At 34.4% G+C, this 14,485-nt stretch carries 18 protein-coding genes; 12 read left to right on the forward strand and 6 right to left on the reverse strand.

Annotated features, from left to right (window positions below; all coding sequences use genetic code 11):
* Positions 1–213 precede the first annotated feature (213 nt).
* Positions 214–1,080, reverse strand: coding sequence for a LysR family transcriptional regulator (locus ACUN26_RS25040; protein WP_000423064.1), 867 nt, complete (start codon positions 1,078–1,080; stop codon positions 214–216).
* Positions 1,081–1,207: 127 nt separating this feature from the next.
* Here ACUN26_RS25040 and ACUN26_RS25045 point away from each other — a divergent pair, with 127 nt between their 5' ends.
* Positions 1,208–2,176, forward strand: a complete 969-nt coding sequence (locus tag ACUN26_RS25045) for a DMT family transporter (RefSeq protein ID WP_001252495.1) — start codon at positions 1,208–1,210, stop codon at positions 2,174–2,176.
* A gap of 21 nt (positions 2,177–2,197) precedes the next feature.
* A complete protein-coding gene (locus tag ACUN26_RS25050) occupies positions 2,198–2,338 on the forward strand; it encodes a YrzO family protein (protein ID WP_000894071.1) in 141 nt (46 codons plus the stop codon).
* 63 nt (positions 2,339–2,401) lie between these two features.
* Here ACUN26_RS25050 and ACUN26_RS25055 read toward each other — a convergent pair whose 3' ends face one another.
* Positions 2,402–2,497 (reverse strand): DUF3948 family protein, encoded by a 96-nt coding sequence (locus tag ACUN26_RS25055; RefSeq protein ID WP_001179702.1) that lies wholly within the window; start codon positions 2,495–2,497, stop codon positions 2,402–2,404.
* A gap of 334 nt (positions 2,498–2,831) precedes the next feature.
* Between ACUN26_RS25055 and ACUN26_RS25060 the strand changes: the two genes are divergently transcribed.
* Entirely contained in the window at positions 2,832–3,437 is a 606-nt protein-coding gene (locus ACUN26_RS25060) for a lysophospholipid acyltransferase family protein (RefSeq protein ID WP_000277795.1), read from the forward strand.
* Positions 3,438–3,501: 64 nt separating this feature from the next.
* On the opposite strand, the gene ACUN26_RS25065 is transcribed toward ACUN26_RS25060, so the two are convergent.
* Complete coding sequence (locus ACUN26_RS25065; RefSeq protein WP_001060006.1) at positions 3,502–3,597, reverse strand: DUF3948 family protein; 96 nt, start codon at positions 3,595–3,597, stop codon at positions 3,502–3,504.
* Positions 3,598–3,899: 302 nt separating this feature from the next.
* On the opposite strand from ACUN26_RS25065, the gene ACUN26_RS25070 reads away from it, so the two are divergent.
* The 6 genes from ACUN26_RS25070 (at position 3,900) to ACUN26_RS25095 (ending at position 8,330) form a co-directional block, all read left to right on the forward strand.
* Complete coding sequence (locus tag ACUN26_RS25070; protein WP_001273894.1) at positions 3,900–4,877, forward strand: LacI family DNA-binding transcriptional regulator; 978 nt, start codon at positions 3,900–3,902, stop codon at positions 4,875–4,877.
* A 160-nt stretch (positions 4,878–5,037) separates the two neighbouring features.
* On the forward strand, positions 5,038–5,367 hold the full coding sequence (locus tag ACUN26_RS25075) for a PH domain-containing protein (protein WP_001004254.1): 330 nt from the start codon (positions 5,038–5,040) through the stop codon (positions 5,365–5,367).
* 117 nt (positions 5,368–5,484) lie between these two features.
* Positions 5,485–6,321: a YitT family protein gene (locus tag ACUN26_RS25080; RefSeq protein ID WP_000248049.1), complete on the forward strand. Its 837-nt coding sequence runs from the start codon at positions 5,485–5,487 to the stop codon at positions 6,319–6,321.
* A gap of 138 nt (positions 6,322–6,459) precedes the next feature.
* Positions 6,460–6,816: a YxeA family protein gene (locus ACUN26_RS25085; protein WP_000728436.1), complete on the forward strand. Its 357-nt coding sequence runs from the start codon at positions 6,460–6,462 to the stop codon at positions 6,814–6,816.
* A gap of 529 nt (positions 6,817–7,345) precedes the next feature.
* Positions 7,346–7,501 carry a hypothetical protein gene (locus tag ACUN26_RS25090; protein WP_002037818.1) on the forward strand — a complete coding sequence of 52 codons (156 nt, stop codon included), beginning with the start codon at positions 7,346–7,348 and terminating at the stop codon, positions 7,499–7,501.
* A gap of 58 nt (positions 7,502–7,559) precedes the next feature.
* Positions 7,560–8,330, forward strand: coding sequence for a TatD family hydrolase (locus ACUN26_RS25095; RefSeq protein ID WP_000871077.1), 771 nt, complete (start codon positions 7,560–7,562; stop codon positions 8,328–8,330).
* Positions 8,331–8,362: 32 nt separating this feature from the next.
* Here the strand turns inward: ACUN26_RS25095 and ACUN26_RS25100 are convergent, their stop codons facing one another.
* Positions 8,363–10,012, reverse strand: a complete 1,650-nt coding sequence (locus ACUN26_RS25100) for a DUF2334 domain-containing protein (RefSeq protein ID WP_000759032.1) — start codon at positions 10,010–10,012, stop codon at positions 8,363–8,365.
* A 248-nt stretch (positions 10,013–10,260) separates the two neighbouring features.
* Here ACUN26_RS25100 and ACUN26_RS25105 point away from each other — a divergent pair, with 248 nt between their 5' ends.
* Positions 10,261–10,794, forward strand: coding sequence for a transglycosylase SLT domain-containing protein (locus ACUN26_RS25105; RefSeq protein ID WP_000713241.1), 534 nt, complete (start codon positions 10,261–10,263; stop codon positions 10,792–10,794).
* A gap of 11 nt (positions 10,795–10,805) precedes the next feature.
* On the opposite strand, the gene ACUN26_RS25110 is transcribed toward ACUN26_RS25105, so the two are convergent.
* Together ACUN26_RS25110 and ACUN26_RS25115 are read right to left on the reverse strand one after the other, a co-directional pair.
* Positions 10,806–11,600 carry a DUF4931 domain-containing protein gene (locus tag ACUN26_RS25110; RefSeq protein WP_002037820.1) on the reverse strand — a complete coding sequence of 265 codons (795 nt, stop codon included), beginning with the start codon at positions 11,598–11,600 and terminating at the stop codon, positions 10,806–10,808.
* A 133-nt stretch (positions 11,601–11,733) separates the two neighbouring features.
* Complete coding sequence (locus ACUN26_RS25115) at positions 11,734–11,862, reverse strand: hypothetical protein (protein ID WP_002037821.1); 129 nt, start codon at positions 11,860–11,862, stop codon at positions 11,734–11,736.
* 420 nt (positions 11,863–12,282) lie between these two features.
* Between ACUN26_RS25115 and ACUN26_RS25120 the strand changes: the two genes are divergently transcribed.
* Together ACUN26_RS25120 and abc-f are read left to right on the forward strand one after the other, a co-directional pair.
* Entirely contained in the window at positions 12,283–12,417 is a 135-nt protein-coding gene (locus ACUN26_RS25120; protein ID WP_000830640.1) for an RAxF-45 family protein, read from the forward strand.
* A gap of 125 nt (positions 12,418–12,542) precedes the next feature.
* Positions 12,543–14,423 carry a ribosomal protection-like ABC-F family protein gene (gene abc-f, locus ACUN26_RS25125; RefSeq protein ID WP_000150880.1) on the forward strand — a complete coding sequence of 627 codons (1,881 nt, stop codon included), beginning with the start codon at positions 12,543–12,545 and terminating at the stop codon, positions 14,421–14,423.
* The last annotated feature ends 62 nt before the right edge of the window (positions 14,424–14,485 follow it).

The following is a 14,485-nucleotide window of genomic DNA, read 5'->3' on the forward strand; positions in this document are numbered from 1 at the left end:
TGCATCGACAAGTGCGGATAGCACCATGCCCATTGTGTTAAAAAAATTGTTTGATTTCATTTTGTTCATCATGCGTATCCGCTCCTTTTCGAATTGTTGTTGCCCTGCTTTATGTCTTAATTATAGGGAAAATGATGAACTACAACTATCGAATTATCTTACGGGAGACTTACACTTTTGTAAGAAAAAAAGACATTCGTGTAAGAATGTCTTTTAAAGCATATTGATGTGATGGTGCTCTTCAATTGTTTTTAAAAAGCTACGCATTGAATTGGTCATGTAGCTATCTTTGCGGCGTATGAAAACAGTTGAAATACTACCGTATTTCTCGGGAATCGGATGACAGTGTACTTTACCTGCTGTAGAAAGATGTTGTACCGCGGACTGGGGCACGAGTGTAATCCCAAGACCGAGTGCTACACTATTTAATATTGTTTCTAATATGTTAAATTCCATAATTCTTTTTGGTAGCAAACCTTCATCTTTAAGCCATCGTTCTAGTTTGGTACGGTATCCACACCCTTGATTAAAAACGAGTAAGGGCGTCGTAGTAAATTCTTCTATATGAAAAGCTTTATTTTGTGTCACGAGCATTAATTTTTCTGTACTAACATCGTATTGTTCAATTAGTGGATGCTTAATAGGACCTGATATAAAGGCGCCATCTAATTGATGGTCAAGGACTTCTCTAATAAGTTCTTCGGTTAGACCAGCTTGTAATGATAAATCAACGTTTGGATAGCTTTTATAGTAAGAAGACAAAATGGTAGGCAATGTACTTACTGTTTCGACTGTACCGATTTTTAATATACCAGATGGTGTTTCACTATCTAGAAACACTTGTTTTAGCTCTTCAACATCTTGCAAAATTTTATTAACATAAACGAGCATTTTTCTTCCTTCAGCTGTTAAAGTCATGCCTCGTTTATGACGGTAAAAGAGCGGTGTTTTTAGCTCGTTTTCTAATTGTTTAATACGTGCGGTTACATTTGATTGTACATAATTTAATTCCTTTGCTGCGCCGCTTACACTACCGCGATCGGCAACGCTTTGGAAGATTTGTAAGTCTCGTAATTCCATTGTATGCTCCCCCTTGATGTTAACTATCATTATAAATGATAGTTAACATCATTTTGAATCGTTTTACGTGATATGTTTTTTCTTTTACAATTCTCTTTGTGCAAATAGAAAGAAGCGGGGGATTATGGTGAGAAGAGGTCAAATAGTAATAGGAGCTTTGGCATGTTTAATTGCAAGTATGTCATGGGGAGCGATGTTTCCGGTTGCTGATCATGCGCTAGAATACATAGATCCATTTTATTTTTCACTTATTCGTTATGGAGCAGTGGCGATAGTACTGATTATATTATTGTTAATGAAAGAAGGAAAACAGGCATTTCGTTTAGAAGGAAGGGGAAAGTTACTCGTCTTTTTTGGAACGATGGCGTTTACTGTATATAATGTACTCATATTTTTAGGTCAAATGTTAATGGGAAAATCAGGTGTAATGGTAGCCTCCATTATGGAAGCACTCATGCCGATGATTTCCATTTGTATTTTATGGGGATATAAGCATATAAAACCGAAAAAATATATGATAACGAGCATGATTATCGCTTTTGTAGGAGCTGTGTTTGTTATTACGAAAGGTGATATGAGTTTCTTTTTAACATTGAAAGATAACATGTTTTCACTAGCGTTTATATTTATTGGTGTTGTAGGTTGGGTTATTTATACGATGGGTGGTCAAACGTGTAGCGATTGGTCAACATTACGCTATTCTACATTGACGTGTGTATTTGGTACGACTGTCACAGGAATTATAACTGTAATGATTACGGTGCTTGGGTATGTTCCAGTCCCAAGTATGGGAACGATTTCTATCGTGAAGTATGATTTGTTATTTATGATGACATTACCAGGAATCATAGCGCTACTCGCTTGGAATTACGGTGTGAAAATCTTATCATCGATTAACGGCATTTTATTTATTAATTTTGTACCCGTTACGACTTTGATTATTATGATGATACAAGGGTATCAAATAACAATGTTTGATATTGTAGGAACTTTACTTGTTATTGCAGCACTTATTCGCAATAACGTTTGTCAGAGAAAAGAAGAAAATATAAATAAGCAAGTTTTACAAGAAGAGCAATTACGCCAAGCGGTTTAATAGGCAATTGGAGGATTTAACATGTTAGAAAGTTTATTGTTTTTCTTCGCCGTCGGAGTTGCGTGCGAGCTTGCAGCAATTAATCGAAATGGTCGTAAGAAGGTAAAACAACAAGCTGAACTGATACAGCTTTTAAAAGAGTTAAAAGAAAGAAAAATTTAAAAAGACGACCGGGCATAGACGGTCGTCTTTTTCTATATATAAAGGGGAAAGGGGACACAAAGTTTATATAAGCGTAGCAGCGTAAATAAAAGCAGTAAGAAGAAGAGAGCCGCTAGCTAGTCCTAAAAAATCTAATTTGTTAAAGGTGATATTTTGCATAATATATTCTCCTTACTTGTTTAATGTAGAAGCAACAGATTTTGCATCGATAAGAGCGGACAATACCATGCCCATTGTATTCGTAAATTTGTTGTTCTTCATTTTGTTCATCATATCGATCCGCTCCTTTTCAAATGGTTGCCCTGTTTCTGACTTAATTGTATAAGATATTGGGGAGAGTCACTATCGAATTAGCTTACAAGAAAATTACACTTTTGTAAGAATTGAAATTTAACAATAAATACTTATTTTTATTACCAACTCCTAAAACTTAGTGTTATAATCATTGTAAGAAAATGATTATACTTCGGATATTTAGAAAGGAACGAAACAAATGTATAAACCAATTACATTTTCGTTGAAATATATATTTAAAATGGCTGGGAAAGTAGAAGTACAAGGGAGAGAGAAATTACCAGAAGGCGGCCCTTACGTTGTTGCGTGTACACATACGAGTTTTATGGACGTTTTAATGTTAGCAACTGGGATGTATCCAACCCAAATTCATTACATGGCCAAAAAAGAATTATTTGAAGGGAAATTCAAAAACTGGTTCTTTAAAAATGTAAATGCATTTCCGGTAGATCGTGCGAATCCAGGGCCGAGCACATTAAAAATTCCATCGCGTTTATTAAAAGAGGGAAAAGTAGTAGGGATTTTCCCAAGTGGAACGAGATCAACAGAAGACGTTTCATTAAAAGCGGGGGCTGTTACGATTGCACTGCGTTCTAACGTTCCATTAGTGCCGGCAGCTTATATTGGTCCATCAAGTGTAAAAGAATTAATAAAAGGAAAAAAAGCGCAATTAGTTTTTGGAGATCCGATTCAAATTGATGCCGGAGAACAAATAGATCGAAAAACGGCTATGAAAATGATGACAGATCAATTAAACGAAAAATTTGAAGAACTAAAGGAAACTTTGCAATCGAAACAAAAGTAAAAAAGACGACCGGGCATAGACGGTCGTCTTTTTCTATATATAAAGGGGAAAGGGGACACAAAGTTTATATAAGCGTAGCAGCGTAAATAAAAGCAGTAAGAAGAAGAGAGCCGCTAGCTAGTCCTAAAAAATCTAATTTGTTAAAAGTGATGTTGTTCATTATAATCTCTCCTTACTTGTTTGTAGAAGCAACAGATTTTGCATCGATAAGAGCGGACAATACCATGCCCATTGTATTCGTAAATTTGTTGTTCTTCATTTTGTTCATCATATTAATCCGCTCCTTTTCGAATAGTTGTTGCCCTGTTTCTGACTTAATTGTATAAGATATTGGGAAGAGTCACTATCGAATTAGCTTACAGGAAAATTACACTTTTGTAAGAAAAACGAATGAAGGTGTAATGATGAGAAGATTTGACATATGTTCATGGAATTCATTAAGTTAAAAGGAGAGGTGAGTGTATGGCTAATATTAAAGATATCGCAAAGATGGCCGGAGTTTCAGTTACGACCGTTTCGAGGGTGCTAAATGATCACCCATATGTAAGTGAAGAAAAAAGGAAAGCGGTTATTGAGATAGTTGAGAAGTTGAATTACTCACAAAACGCAAACGCTGTTCATTTATCCAAAGGGAAGACGAATATTGTTGGTGTAATTTTACCTTACATTAATCATCCGTGTTTTGATGCGATGGTAGGTGGAATGATGGAGGTGGCGTTAGCTCATAATTACAGGGTGTTACTTTGCCAAACGAATTACAATAAAAAAGAAGAAATGAAAAGTTTACATATGCTAAAAACAAAACAATTGGACGGCCTTATTATTTGCTCGCGTGCGAATGATTGGGAAACGATAGAACCGTATGCTTCTTACGGCACAATAATTGCTTGTGAAGATAATGATATTTCAAATATCTCAAGTGTATATACAAATCATTCTGCAGCCTTTCAGTTAGGAATGAATTATCTTATTGAAAAAGGTTATAAAAAAATTGGTTATTGTACGGGAAGGAAGTTAGGGCCAAGTAGTCAAAAACGTTTTGATGTTTATAAACATCAATTACAATCCATAGATGAAGAGGTTAATGAAGAGTGGATTTTTACAGAATGTTTTACATTAGAAGATGGTGTGAGAGCGGCTCATAAGTTAAAGGAGATGCAGGTCCTCCCAGAAGCGTTAATAGTAGCAGGAGATGAAGTTGCGATTGGGATTATGACAGAAGTTGAAAAGTTAGGTATTCAAGTTCCTGAGGATTTGGCGATTATTGGTTTTGATAATCAACCTATTTCACAAGTGTTACAGTTGACAACGATTGATCAAAATTTAAAGGAGATAGGCAAAAACGCTTTTGAAATGTTTTATAGGCAAGTGAGCAACGAGAGTTATAAACAAGAAAAGGTGGAGATTCCGTATGAACTTGTGGAACGCTCTACAGTTTAGTCTTAATCCGTTATGTGTATAATCGCATAACGGATTATTTTTTGAAATGTCTTTGACAGGAAACGCGTTTCATACTTTATAAAAGAGTTAAACCGGTCTGTAATAATCCATGGATTCTTTTCAAGTGTTAAAACAATGAATAGAATTTGGAGGAATATGCATGAATGAACTTTTATCGAGTATGAAAAAATATGTAGAGGATGACGAAAAGATTTTAGCTGTTGTGGTAGGGATATTTGAGAAGGATGATTTTACCGTAGCTTACCGGCATGGGATTTTCGCTGCTACTACTAGACGTCTCCTTTTTTACGGGAAATTTTCGGGCTACCCTGCAATATTTGAAGAGTATCCGTATTTGCATATAGATGACATAGATCTCTGTCCATATTTTGAATTTACTTGTAATCATGAAAGGGTTAGAGCTAGGTATATTCAGAAAGGGAATGTGGAGCGATTTGTTCGTGCAGTTAGAGAAAATATGAATAATTAATCAACCCTTTGTTTAAACATAATATCTCGATCTTTAAGAGGTAAAATGCGGAATAAAAACCACTTCTAAACCTCTAGGAGATAGTGATACAATGTCAAATGGGGGAGGGTATGAATTATGGTTAATCAACGTATAAAGGAAATAACACTAATTACAATTGGTTCATTATTATTCGCAATTGGTATTAATTACTTTGCAATTCCAAACCGTTTATCGGAAGGTGGAATTATTGGTTTAACGGTTGTTACGTACTACTTATTTGATTGGTCACCAGGGATTGTGAACTTTGCTATAAATGCAGTTTTACTAGCTATTGGTTATAAGTTTTTTGATAAAAAAACGATGGTTTATACGATTTTAGGGATTGTAGAAACATCCTTGTTTTTATATGTTACAGAACATATTGAGTATCATGTAAATAGTGATACGCTATTAGCAGCTTTATTTGCTGGTTTGTTTGTAGGTATCGGATTAGGCTGTATGTTCAAAGCTGGAGGTACATCAGGAGGATCGGCAATTTTAGCACAGTTAGCAAATCAATATTTAGGGTGGAGCGTTGGTAAAGGCGTACTTATTATTGATATCGTTGTAATTGCTGGTTCTGTATTTATAATAGGACAAGAAAAAGCGATGTACACACTTGTTGCAGTATTCATCGGTGCGAAAGTGATTGATTTCATTGTAGAAGGAATGGATACAAAAACGGCTGTTACAATCATTTCAAATCAACCAGATTTAATACGTGAGGCTATTACCAAAAACATGACACGCGGTGTCACTGTATTAGAAGGACGCGGCGGATATACTGGAAAAAATAAAGAAGTTTTATATGTTGTTATTAATAAACAAGAGCTTGTTAAGTTAAAGCAAGTTATTAGCCGAGTAGATGAAGATGCTTTCGTTGTTATTCATGATGTGCGTGATGTGCTTGGTGGGGGCTTTAAAGCGAGCTAAAAGGTGAACGAGTAAAATCGTTCACCTTTTTTTATTCTTACAAAAATGTAAGTGTAATGTAATGAGATTCAATAGTAGATTTTATTGCTTCTTCTTAAAATGGATGTATATATATCCTGCAGAGGAGGAATGTTTATTGTGAAGAAAAAAATGATCACTACTATAATAGCGATGCTAGTGATAGTAGTAATGTTACTGCCTACGAAACTTGGACCAGTTATTGATAAATATAATCCGCTTTATAAGACGAAAGAATACTATACGGTTGTGAATACAATTGGTCAGCATGTTGGTGATGAGTGGTATGAATATGAATTTATTGCATTTGACGAACGTGGAAGAGAACAAAAAATAAAGAAGACTGTTAAGCATATGTTAAAGAGAGATGAAGCATTAAAAGTGTACGCAAAAGGACGATACGGCGAGTCAATTGAAGAAATTGAAGCTGTAAATATTCCTATTAATGCGAAGAGTAAACTTTTAGCGATGAGATAGCGAAATATACCCCTGCCTATTTTTTGTCGAAAATCAAAATACTAGGTAGGGGTATTTCGAGGTTCGTAAAAAAGCCTTAGTCCATATGGGCTAAGGCTTTTTTTATTATATAAAGGGGAAGGGGGTACATTGTAGTAGCATGAGTGAAAGGTATAAGAAGAGTAGCTACTAGCAATGTAATTTGGTTATGTGAGCGTTCTTCTTATTTGGCTTACTTTCTAACTGTATTGTACGAAATATAGATATGGAAAACTATCGAATTACATTACGCATAGCTTACAAACATGTAAGCCTTCTGTAATGTAATTCGATAGTTAAAAGATAGTAAATTTAATATAGTATAAATAGAAAGTCTAATGTATTACTTTCTGTTTGTAATGTAAGGAAGAATGAAAAACCAACTACTTTTTAATAACCCTCATCTGTATGTAGATGGGGCTCTTTTTATAAACCTTACAACATTGTAAGGTTTACGTAAGTTAATTCGATAGTAAATTTGTCATATTTTTTGCATAATAGATACAAATAGATGAAAATAGTTAGGGATTTAGTAAGAAGGGAGAAAAATGGGATGCGTAAAGAAGAAGTAGTGAGGTTTCCAATTAAAGATTTCTGTAGCTACTTTACTGTTGCTGTAGTATGTATTGGATTATTTGATATCATAACAAACTTAATTGTTAAATAATATAGATGATAAAACAAGAAGGGAGTTCCTTTCTTGTTTTTTTTATGGAGGAATAAAGATGAAGTGGATTGATAGCCATATACATGTTGATCAATATAAGGATGAAGAGAAAAGTAGATTACTTAAAGATTTGGAAAATAGTAAAGAGGTAAAGGGGCTTATTGCGGTATCTATGAATTATCAATCATGTAAGGAAACTTTATCTTTAGGAAAGAAATTCCCTTTCATACACCCAGCAATAGGATTTCATCCGGAGCAATCGATTCATAAAGAAGAATGTGAGCGCATATTCAAATTAATTGAAGCTCATGCTGAGGAAATCATTGCGATTGGTGAAGTGGGCTTGCCGTATTATTTAACGAAAGAAGATGAAGGGGTTACTATAGATTCATACGTGGCGATATTGAGACGATTTATAGAACTAGCTAGTGAATATGATTTGCCCATTGTATTACACGCAGTTTATGAAGATGCCGATATTGTATGTGATTTACTTGAAGAATATAAAATTTCACGTGCACACTTCCATTGGTTTAAAGGAAATGAAGCGACAATGGGACGGATGGTGAGGAATGGTTATTATATTTCTATCACACCAGATGTTTTACATAAGGAGAAAATTAGAAAGATCGTTTCGTATTATCCACTGGAATATATGATGGTAGAAACGGATGGACCGTGGGAATTTCAAGAGAATACTATAACACACCCTTGTATGATTAAAGATGTATTAGAAGAAGTTAGTGTAATAAAAAAAATTCCAGTAGAGAAAGTTGCAGAACAAATATATAAGAATACAGTTCGCTTTTATCGATTGACTGAATCCTAAAAAACACCAAGCAGCTCGCTTAGTGTTTTTTATTAGGATTCTAATTTTTTCGCACGTCTTAATAATAATAGAAAGACAATGATAACGAACCCAAGTATAAGGAAGAATCCATATTGTTTTATATAATCAATTACGTCATTTGCACTAGTTGATTTTTCAACGTGGATACCGTCTTTATTAGTAGTAATATGAATATCTTTCATTTTTACTTCATTCGTTTCTTTTTGTAAATCAATCCACTCTATGTTTGGAATACTCTCTAGATCTTTTAATACTTCTTTTAATGGTTTCACACCTAAGTAAGGATGATAGAATGCACCAATAATTCCATCGGATAATTTAGCAACAGATAAAGCACGCTCTTTCATTTGGGCAATAGCTCGTGGTTTATCTTCTTCAATAAATCCAACTGTTTCAGGCATTAATTTCATTCCATGTAGAAATGATGGTGTACTTCTATACGCTGGAGAGTGCATGGATTTCCAAGTTGTATCACTTAACTGCAGTTGACCTACATAAGTTGAAAAGTACTTTGATAAGATTTCATAACCTTTTTGAGACATTGTGTAATGAGGTGCTTCAAATGCGACAGGATATAGTTTAGCATCTACAAGTTCTTGGATACCTTTTTCAATATGATCTGTCGTATATTTTTCTTCAAATGCTTCACCTTTTTTTACATATTGGTTATATGCCTCTATATTTGGGAAATTATCTTTTGTTTTTGGCTTTTCATGCTTCGGTTGACGAATGGGTTGATCAGTTTTTACGTCCCAAAATTCAAACCCTTCACCAGTTTCACTGTCATAAAATTGGTGAGTATAACCATGCATAATAATTGCTGCACCATCATCTTGCATAGAGCGTAAAAGATCGACTAGTTCGGGTTTATCTTTTAAATGTAGTGTTTCACCTGTATCTGGATCTGTATATACAGGAATAACAGTTATCATGTAAGGAATCTTTTTCTTCTTTAATAAGTCGGCAATATCCTGTAATTGATTTATATCTGCAGCTGGGTGAACATCCTCGAGGCGTAAATAGGCTAATTTTTTATTAGTTTCAGGTTTTTGTTGAAAATAAGAAAATAAGCTTTCGCCAATATAATAAGATATCCAATCAAAGAGGTTGGAAGTTGCAACGTAATACGAATTGTTTTGCTGTACAATTAATGGATAAGTATTATTGTCTCTTAAGGCATGGGCAAGAATTGTTCCATTTGTATCAAGTTGTTTAATTGATCTCTCTTCCTCTAATGTATTCTTTAGCTTACGTGTTGGATATTCAATTTTATCAGAGTTTATATCTTCGTTTTTAAGTGTGATGAACGAAAAACGATTAGATAACTGTTCTATGTTTTGACCTAAAACTAGTAGTGGTCCGGGGAAGCTTTCTAGAAATTCTTTTGCTTCAGTAGAAAGTTCTTCTTGTTTTTCACCCATGTAAATAACGTGTGTATACGAAGATTTATCAGTTACTTCAGATAACTGTTTTATATTTTTAATTGTTATATCATTAGTGAAATGTCCTACTTGTGTATTAAGTATTTGGATATCACTTGTAATTTGATCATCATTTGAACTGTATAAAATAAGGACTTTCGACTTTTCGGTTTTTTGTGCGGAAATAGGGACAGGAATTAATAGTAGTAAACTGAATAAGAGTAATAGCCATTTTTTCATATTATTATTCTCCTAGTTTATATTTAGAATTCAATTTACAATTATATACAAAAAATAAGTTATAGTCTATGAAAGTTACATTTTTGCACGTATTTACCAAATGTTTTTTCACAAAATAGGCCTAAAGCATGATGATAATATGTATAGTTATTTGCTATGATAAAAGAGTAAGAGAATGATAGAACATAGGTAATTGTAAAGGGAAGGCTGAAAGGGGACAAATTTCAGCGGAGAAAGAGGTAGAGGTAGTGAAGAAATTCTTTGTAGGATTTTTAGTCGTTCTTGGGGTGTATTTATATTTCCAAGGAAAGTCTGAAGGAATGGATAAGCTAGTGAAAGAGACAAGCTATGTTGATTCAGAAGAAGCAAAACAGATGAAACAAATTATTATAGAGGAAGCAAAGAAAGTAAATCTTCCAGAATGGATACCTCTTACAATTGCCGAACATGAAAGTCGATTGAATCCAAGAAGTATTGGAGACAACGGAACTTCATTCGGATTGTTTCAATTGCACCGTGGTGGTGGACTTGCGCCAGATCATTTAACTGATGAAGAGTTGAAAGACCCACGTACAAATGCACAAATTGCAATGCCGCATTTGGTGAAGGGATATAAGCGCGGGGTGCAAAGAGGCTTGACTGATTTTGCATTATTGAAATATGTAGCGAATACATCAGGATGGCCAGGGAATTTAGGGCCAGAGTGGACGGATAACAATATGAAGTATAACGTTGGATTAGAGAACGTATACTATCGAAATAAAGGTGTACTAAAAGAGTAGGTTTTCGATACCTACTCTATTTTTTTATGGATATTTTTGTCTTCCTGCCTTGTGAAGTACTGCGCTAGTTGTATGTTCACTTCTTCTAGTTTTGTAGAAACTTGTGGTATTTTATATCCTACATACAACGGTGAAACGACAAACCTAGGAACAACTTTACAAATAATTTTTCCGTTTAAGTGATAGAAGAATAAGTTATAACTGCTACACCCTTTATGGAAATCTGTCAGTATGTATCGTACAGTTTGCTGAATGTAATTTGCCATTTCATCTATACATGCAATATCATCAATGATTATATTGAATTCAGTAAAACCGATAATAGGAAGCTCTGAAATATTGAGTTCAATACGTTCATTTTTTTGAACAATTATCCCTTGGAAATTTTCCTCTTCAATATTCTCGAGATAGTCTACATGTTTCATTCCGATAATTTGCATGTGTGCATGATGCAAACTTCCGCCTGAAAATGGACCATGATTTTTGTATAAAATTACAGATGAAAAGTCTTCGTTTTCCTGTAACTTTAACCAATGTTGAATAGAGAAATGAATTAGTTTTCGCATATGCTCTTCTGTATATGTTGCGATATGATCTTCACAATTATCCGTTTCGATTAAAACGGTTTGAAATGTATCTTTTAATGTAGGGAATTTATTTTTCAACCAAATAATTGAGCCCTCAGTTTCTAAAATATCCGTTAAATTTTCTCTATCGCAAAATGGACATGCAGCGCTTCTGTTCCGAATGCTTTCTGGTTTTTGTTTACCGATATCGTTTAAAAAATATAGTTGTTGTGTATCCATTTGTATATACCCCTTTAAAATATGTGTAAAAATCCCGCTTAATACATTCGGGGAAAGGAGGAGGAAATCCTTTAAAGTGAATAGGGAAAAATAAAAGACAAGATATCCTCATTACGATAGGGTATCTTGTCTTTTATTTTTTCTTTAATAATGTGTATGGATAATATAGAGTATTTTCACTATGTTTCGTTTTTCTATTTTTTATTGTGTATAAGGCGATTGCTGTACTTGTGATTATAATAATGGCTTTCTTCATATTCATATACCCCTTTTTATTGTTGGTTTAATTCTTGGCTAACTGCCTTTGCATCGACTAAAGCATGTAAGATCATTTTCACCATGTTCATCATATTTCTTCACTCCTTTTTATAGTTCCTTTAGTTCTTTTACAACTGCTTGTCCGTTCACTAATACCTCAAAGATTGCTTTTACGATTTCTTTCATCATGATTGTTTCCTCCTTTTGTTTGTCTCTCTTGTTTACATCTTTATTGTATAGGGAGGCATCTTTTCGTACTATCGCTTTCCATTACGTGAACATAACAGTTTTGTAAGATTTGATGTCACTTATTGAAATGTTTAGTCTATCTTCATTATTTTCAGAAAAATGACTATTCAAACATAAAATAGGGAAGTATAATAAAGAAGTAAGTATTAAATTCCGTACGAAAGGGGTGAATGAGATGAAACGTTCTTTAGCTGCGCGTGCCAAATTTTTAGATTTTATCTATTTTTGTCGTGCGATTTTTCATGATGTAATTGTTAACGGGATACGTCTGCCCTTTTTTAACAATTGCATAGTAGCTATTGAACGATAGAAATCTCTTCACCCATTTTTAATAAACGTGTGAAAAGGGAGCTATTTGGCTTCCTTTTTCTATGTCGAAAATCATGGGGAATGTTTCTTTCCCATGGTTTTTTTATATTGAAAGGAGTACGGAAAATGACAATTTGTAGTGTAAATAATGTAACGAAATCTTTTGGTGGAAACATCATATTTGAAAATATATCGCTTGAAATAAAGAATGGTGAACGTGTTGGTTTAGTTGGCCGTAACGGTAGTGGGAAGACAACAATCTTTGGTCTTCTAACAGGAATGGAGAATGTGGATGCAGGAGCCGTTCATATGAAGAAAGGTACACGTATTGGTCATGTCGCACAAATTCCAAAGTTTGATGAGGGCATGACTGTATACGATGTATTGGGTTCCGCCTTTAAAGTAGAAAAGGAATTAGAAAAAGAAATGCGTGTTTTAGAAAAAAATATGACGGAGGAACGGGAAGCGTCTGCTTTGCAAAAACTGATGGAGAGGTACGGTGTAATTCAAGAAAAATTTACGTTTCTTGGTGGTTATGAAATAGAGGCAAATATTATGAAGGTAGCAAATGGTCTACAAGTGACGGAACTATTCCTCCGATCATTTCTAGAATTAAGTGGAGGAGAACAGACGAAGGTAAGCCTTGCGTATATGCTATTGCAGAAACCAGATTTACTTCTATTAGATGAACCGACAAATCATTTGGATTTATTTGCAGTCGAATGGTTAGAGCAATTTTTAAAAGAATACACCGGAACGGTTATGGTTATTTCACATGATCGCTATTTCCTTGATGAAGTTGTAACGAAAGTTTTTGATTTAGAAGATGGAGAAATTCACGTGTATCATACGAATTATTCTCAGTTTGTTGAGGAGAAGGAAGAAAGGTTGCTTCATGAGTTTCAGGCTTATCAAGAACAGCAAAAGAAAATAAAGAAAATGAAAGAAGCAATTAAGCGTCTACGTGAATGGGCAAATCAAGCGAATCCGCCGAATGAAGGACTGCATAAGAGAGCGAGAAATATGGAACGTGCGTTAGAACGTATGGAGAAGTTAAAGAGACCGATTTTAGAACGAAAACAGATGGGACTTCAGTTTGAAGGGCAAGAGAGAAGCGGGAAAGATGTTGTTGTAATGAAAGAAGTGAGTAAAGGTTTTTCTGACAAACCTTTATTTGAACAAGCGAATTTACATGTTCGTTTTCAGGAGCGTGCGGCTATCGTTGGTCGTAATGGCACAGGGAAGACTACGCTACTAAAATTACTATTAGAAGAAATAGAGCCAGATGCTGGTGAAATTCGGATGGGTAGTAGTGTCAAAATTGGTTATTTATCGCAGCATGCGTACGGAAATATGAAGAGTAATGTATTGGAAGCTTTCAGAGAGTATGTAGCTGTAACAGAGGGAGAAGCAAGACATATATTAGCTAAGTTTTTATTTTATGGTCCAGCTGTGTTTAAGAATGTAACGCAACTGAGCGGTGGAGAAAAAATGAGGCTAAGACTGGCGCAACTTATGTATCAAGACATCAATTTTTTAATTTTAGATGAGCCGACAAACCATCTTGATATTGAATCAAGGGAAGTTTTAGAGGAAGCTCTTGAGCAATATAATGGAACGATTTTAGCTGTTTCACATGATCGTTATTTTTTAAATAAGTTATTTGAAAAGACGTATTGGATTGATGAACGCAAATTATTTGAGTTTGCAGGGAACTATGCATGGGCTCGTCAAAAGTGGGAGGAAAGGATTGAGAAGCAAGTAATAAGGCAGAAACCTCAAGGGAGAAAAAGTATTGAAACAGTCCCTGTAAAAAAGAAAGAAGCTAGGAATATTGAGGGGATTGAAACCGAGTTAATGCGTGTAGAAGAAGATATATATGCACTTGAATGTAAAATGGAACATGTAGCTGATGTTGAAATGCTTGAACAATTGTATGAAGAAAAAACGAAAAAAGAGTTGTTACGAGCGGAGTTATATAATGAGTTAGATAATATTGTGGGGTAAAGAGTAGAAAGCTAATTCCTTTCAGTTTTGCTGAAGGGATTAGCTTTCTTTTTTTATAACTA

Source organism: Bacillus sp. WC2503 (assembly GCF_052682895.1).

What these genes read in the sequence shown, in the direction of transcription:
- ACUN26_RS25115 (WP_002037821.1), bottom strand. Translation starts at nt 11,862, where the DNA reads ATGAATATGAAGAAAGCCATTATTATAATCACAAGTACAGCAATCGCC.
- ACUN26_RS25090 (WP_002037818.1), top strand. Translation starts at nt 7,346, where the DNA reads ATGAAAATAGTTAGGGATTTAGTAAGAAGGGAGAAAAATGGGATGCGT.
- ACUN26_RS25120 (WP_000830640.1), top strand. Translation starts at nt 12,283, where the DNA reads ATGAAACGTTCTTTAGCTGCGCGTGCCAAATTTTTAGATTTTATCTAT.
- ACUN26_RS25070 (WP_001273894.1), top strand. Translation starts at nt 3,900, where the DNA reads ATGGCTAATATTAAAGATATCGCAAAGATGGCCGGAGTTTCAGTTACG.
- ACUN26_RS25060 (WP_000277795.1), top strand. Translation starts at nt 2,832, where the DNA reads ATGTATAAACCAATTACATTTTCGTTGAAATATATATTTAAAATGGCT.
- ACUN26_RS25100 (WP_000759032.1), bottom strand. Translation starts at nt 10,012, where the DNA reads ATGAAAAAATGGCTATTACTCTTATTCAGTTTACTACTATTAATTCCT.
- ACUN26_RS25065 (WP_001060006.1), bottom strand. Translation starts at nt 3,597, where the DNA reads ATGAACAACATCACTTTTAACAAATTAGATTTTTTAGGACTAGCTAGC.
- ACUN26_RS25080 (WP_000248049.1), top strand. Translation starts at nt 5,485, where the DNA reads ATGGTTAATCAACGTATAAAGGAAATAACACTAATTACAATTGGTTCA.
- ACUN26_RS25095 (WP_000871077.1), top strand. Translation starts at nt 7,560, where the DNA reads ATGAAGTGGATTGATAGCCATATACATGTTGATCAATATAAGGATGAA.
- ACUN26_RS25075 (WP_001004254.1), top strand. Translation starts at nt 5,038, where the DNA reads ATGAATGAACTTTTATCGAGTATGAAAAAATATGTAGAGGATGACGAA.
- ACUN26_RS25040 (WP_000423064.1), bottom strand. Translation starts at nt 1,080, where the DNA reads ATGGAATTACGAGACTTACAAATCTTCCAAAGCGTTGCCGATCGCGGT.
- ACUN26_RS25110 (WP_002037820.1), bottom strand. Translation starts at nt 11,600, where the DNA reads ATGGATACACAACAACTATATTTTTTAAACGATATCGGTAAACAAAAA.
- ACUN26_RS25050 (WP_000894071.1), top strand. Translation starts at nt 2,198, where the DNA reads ATGTTAGAAAGTTTATTGTTTTTCTTCGCCGTCGGAGTTGCGTGCGAG.
- abc-f (WP_000150880.1), top strand. Translation starts at nt 12,543, where the DNA reads ATGACAATTTGTAGTGTAAATAATGTAACGAAATCTTTTGGTGGAAAC.
- ACUN26_RS25055 (WP_001179702.1), bottom strand. Translation starts at nt 2,497, where the DNA reads ATGCAAAATATCACCTTTAACAAATTAGATTTTTTAGGACTAGCTAGC.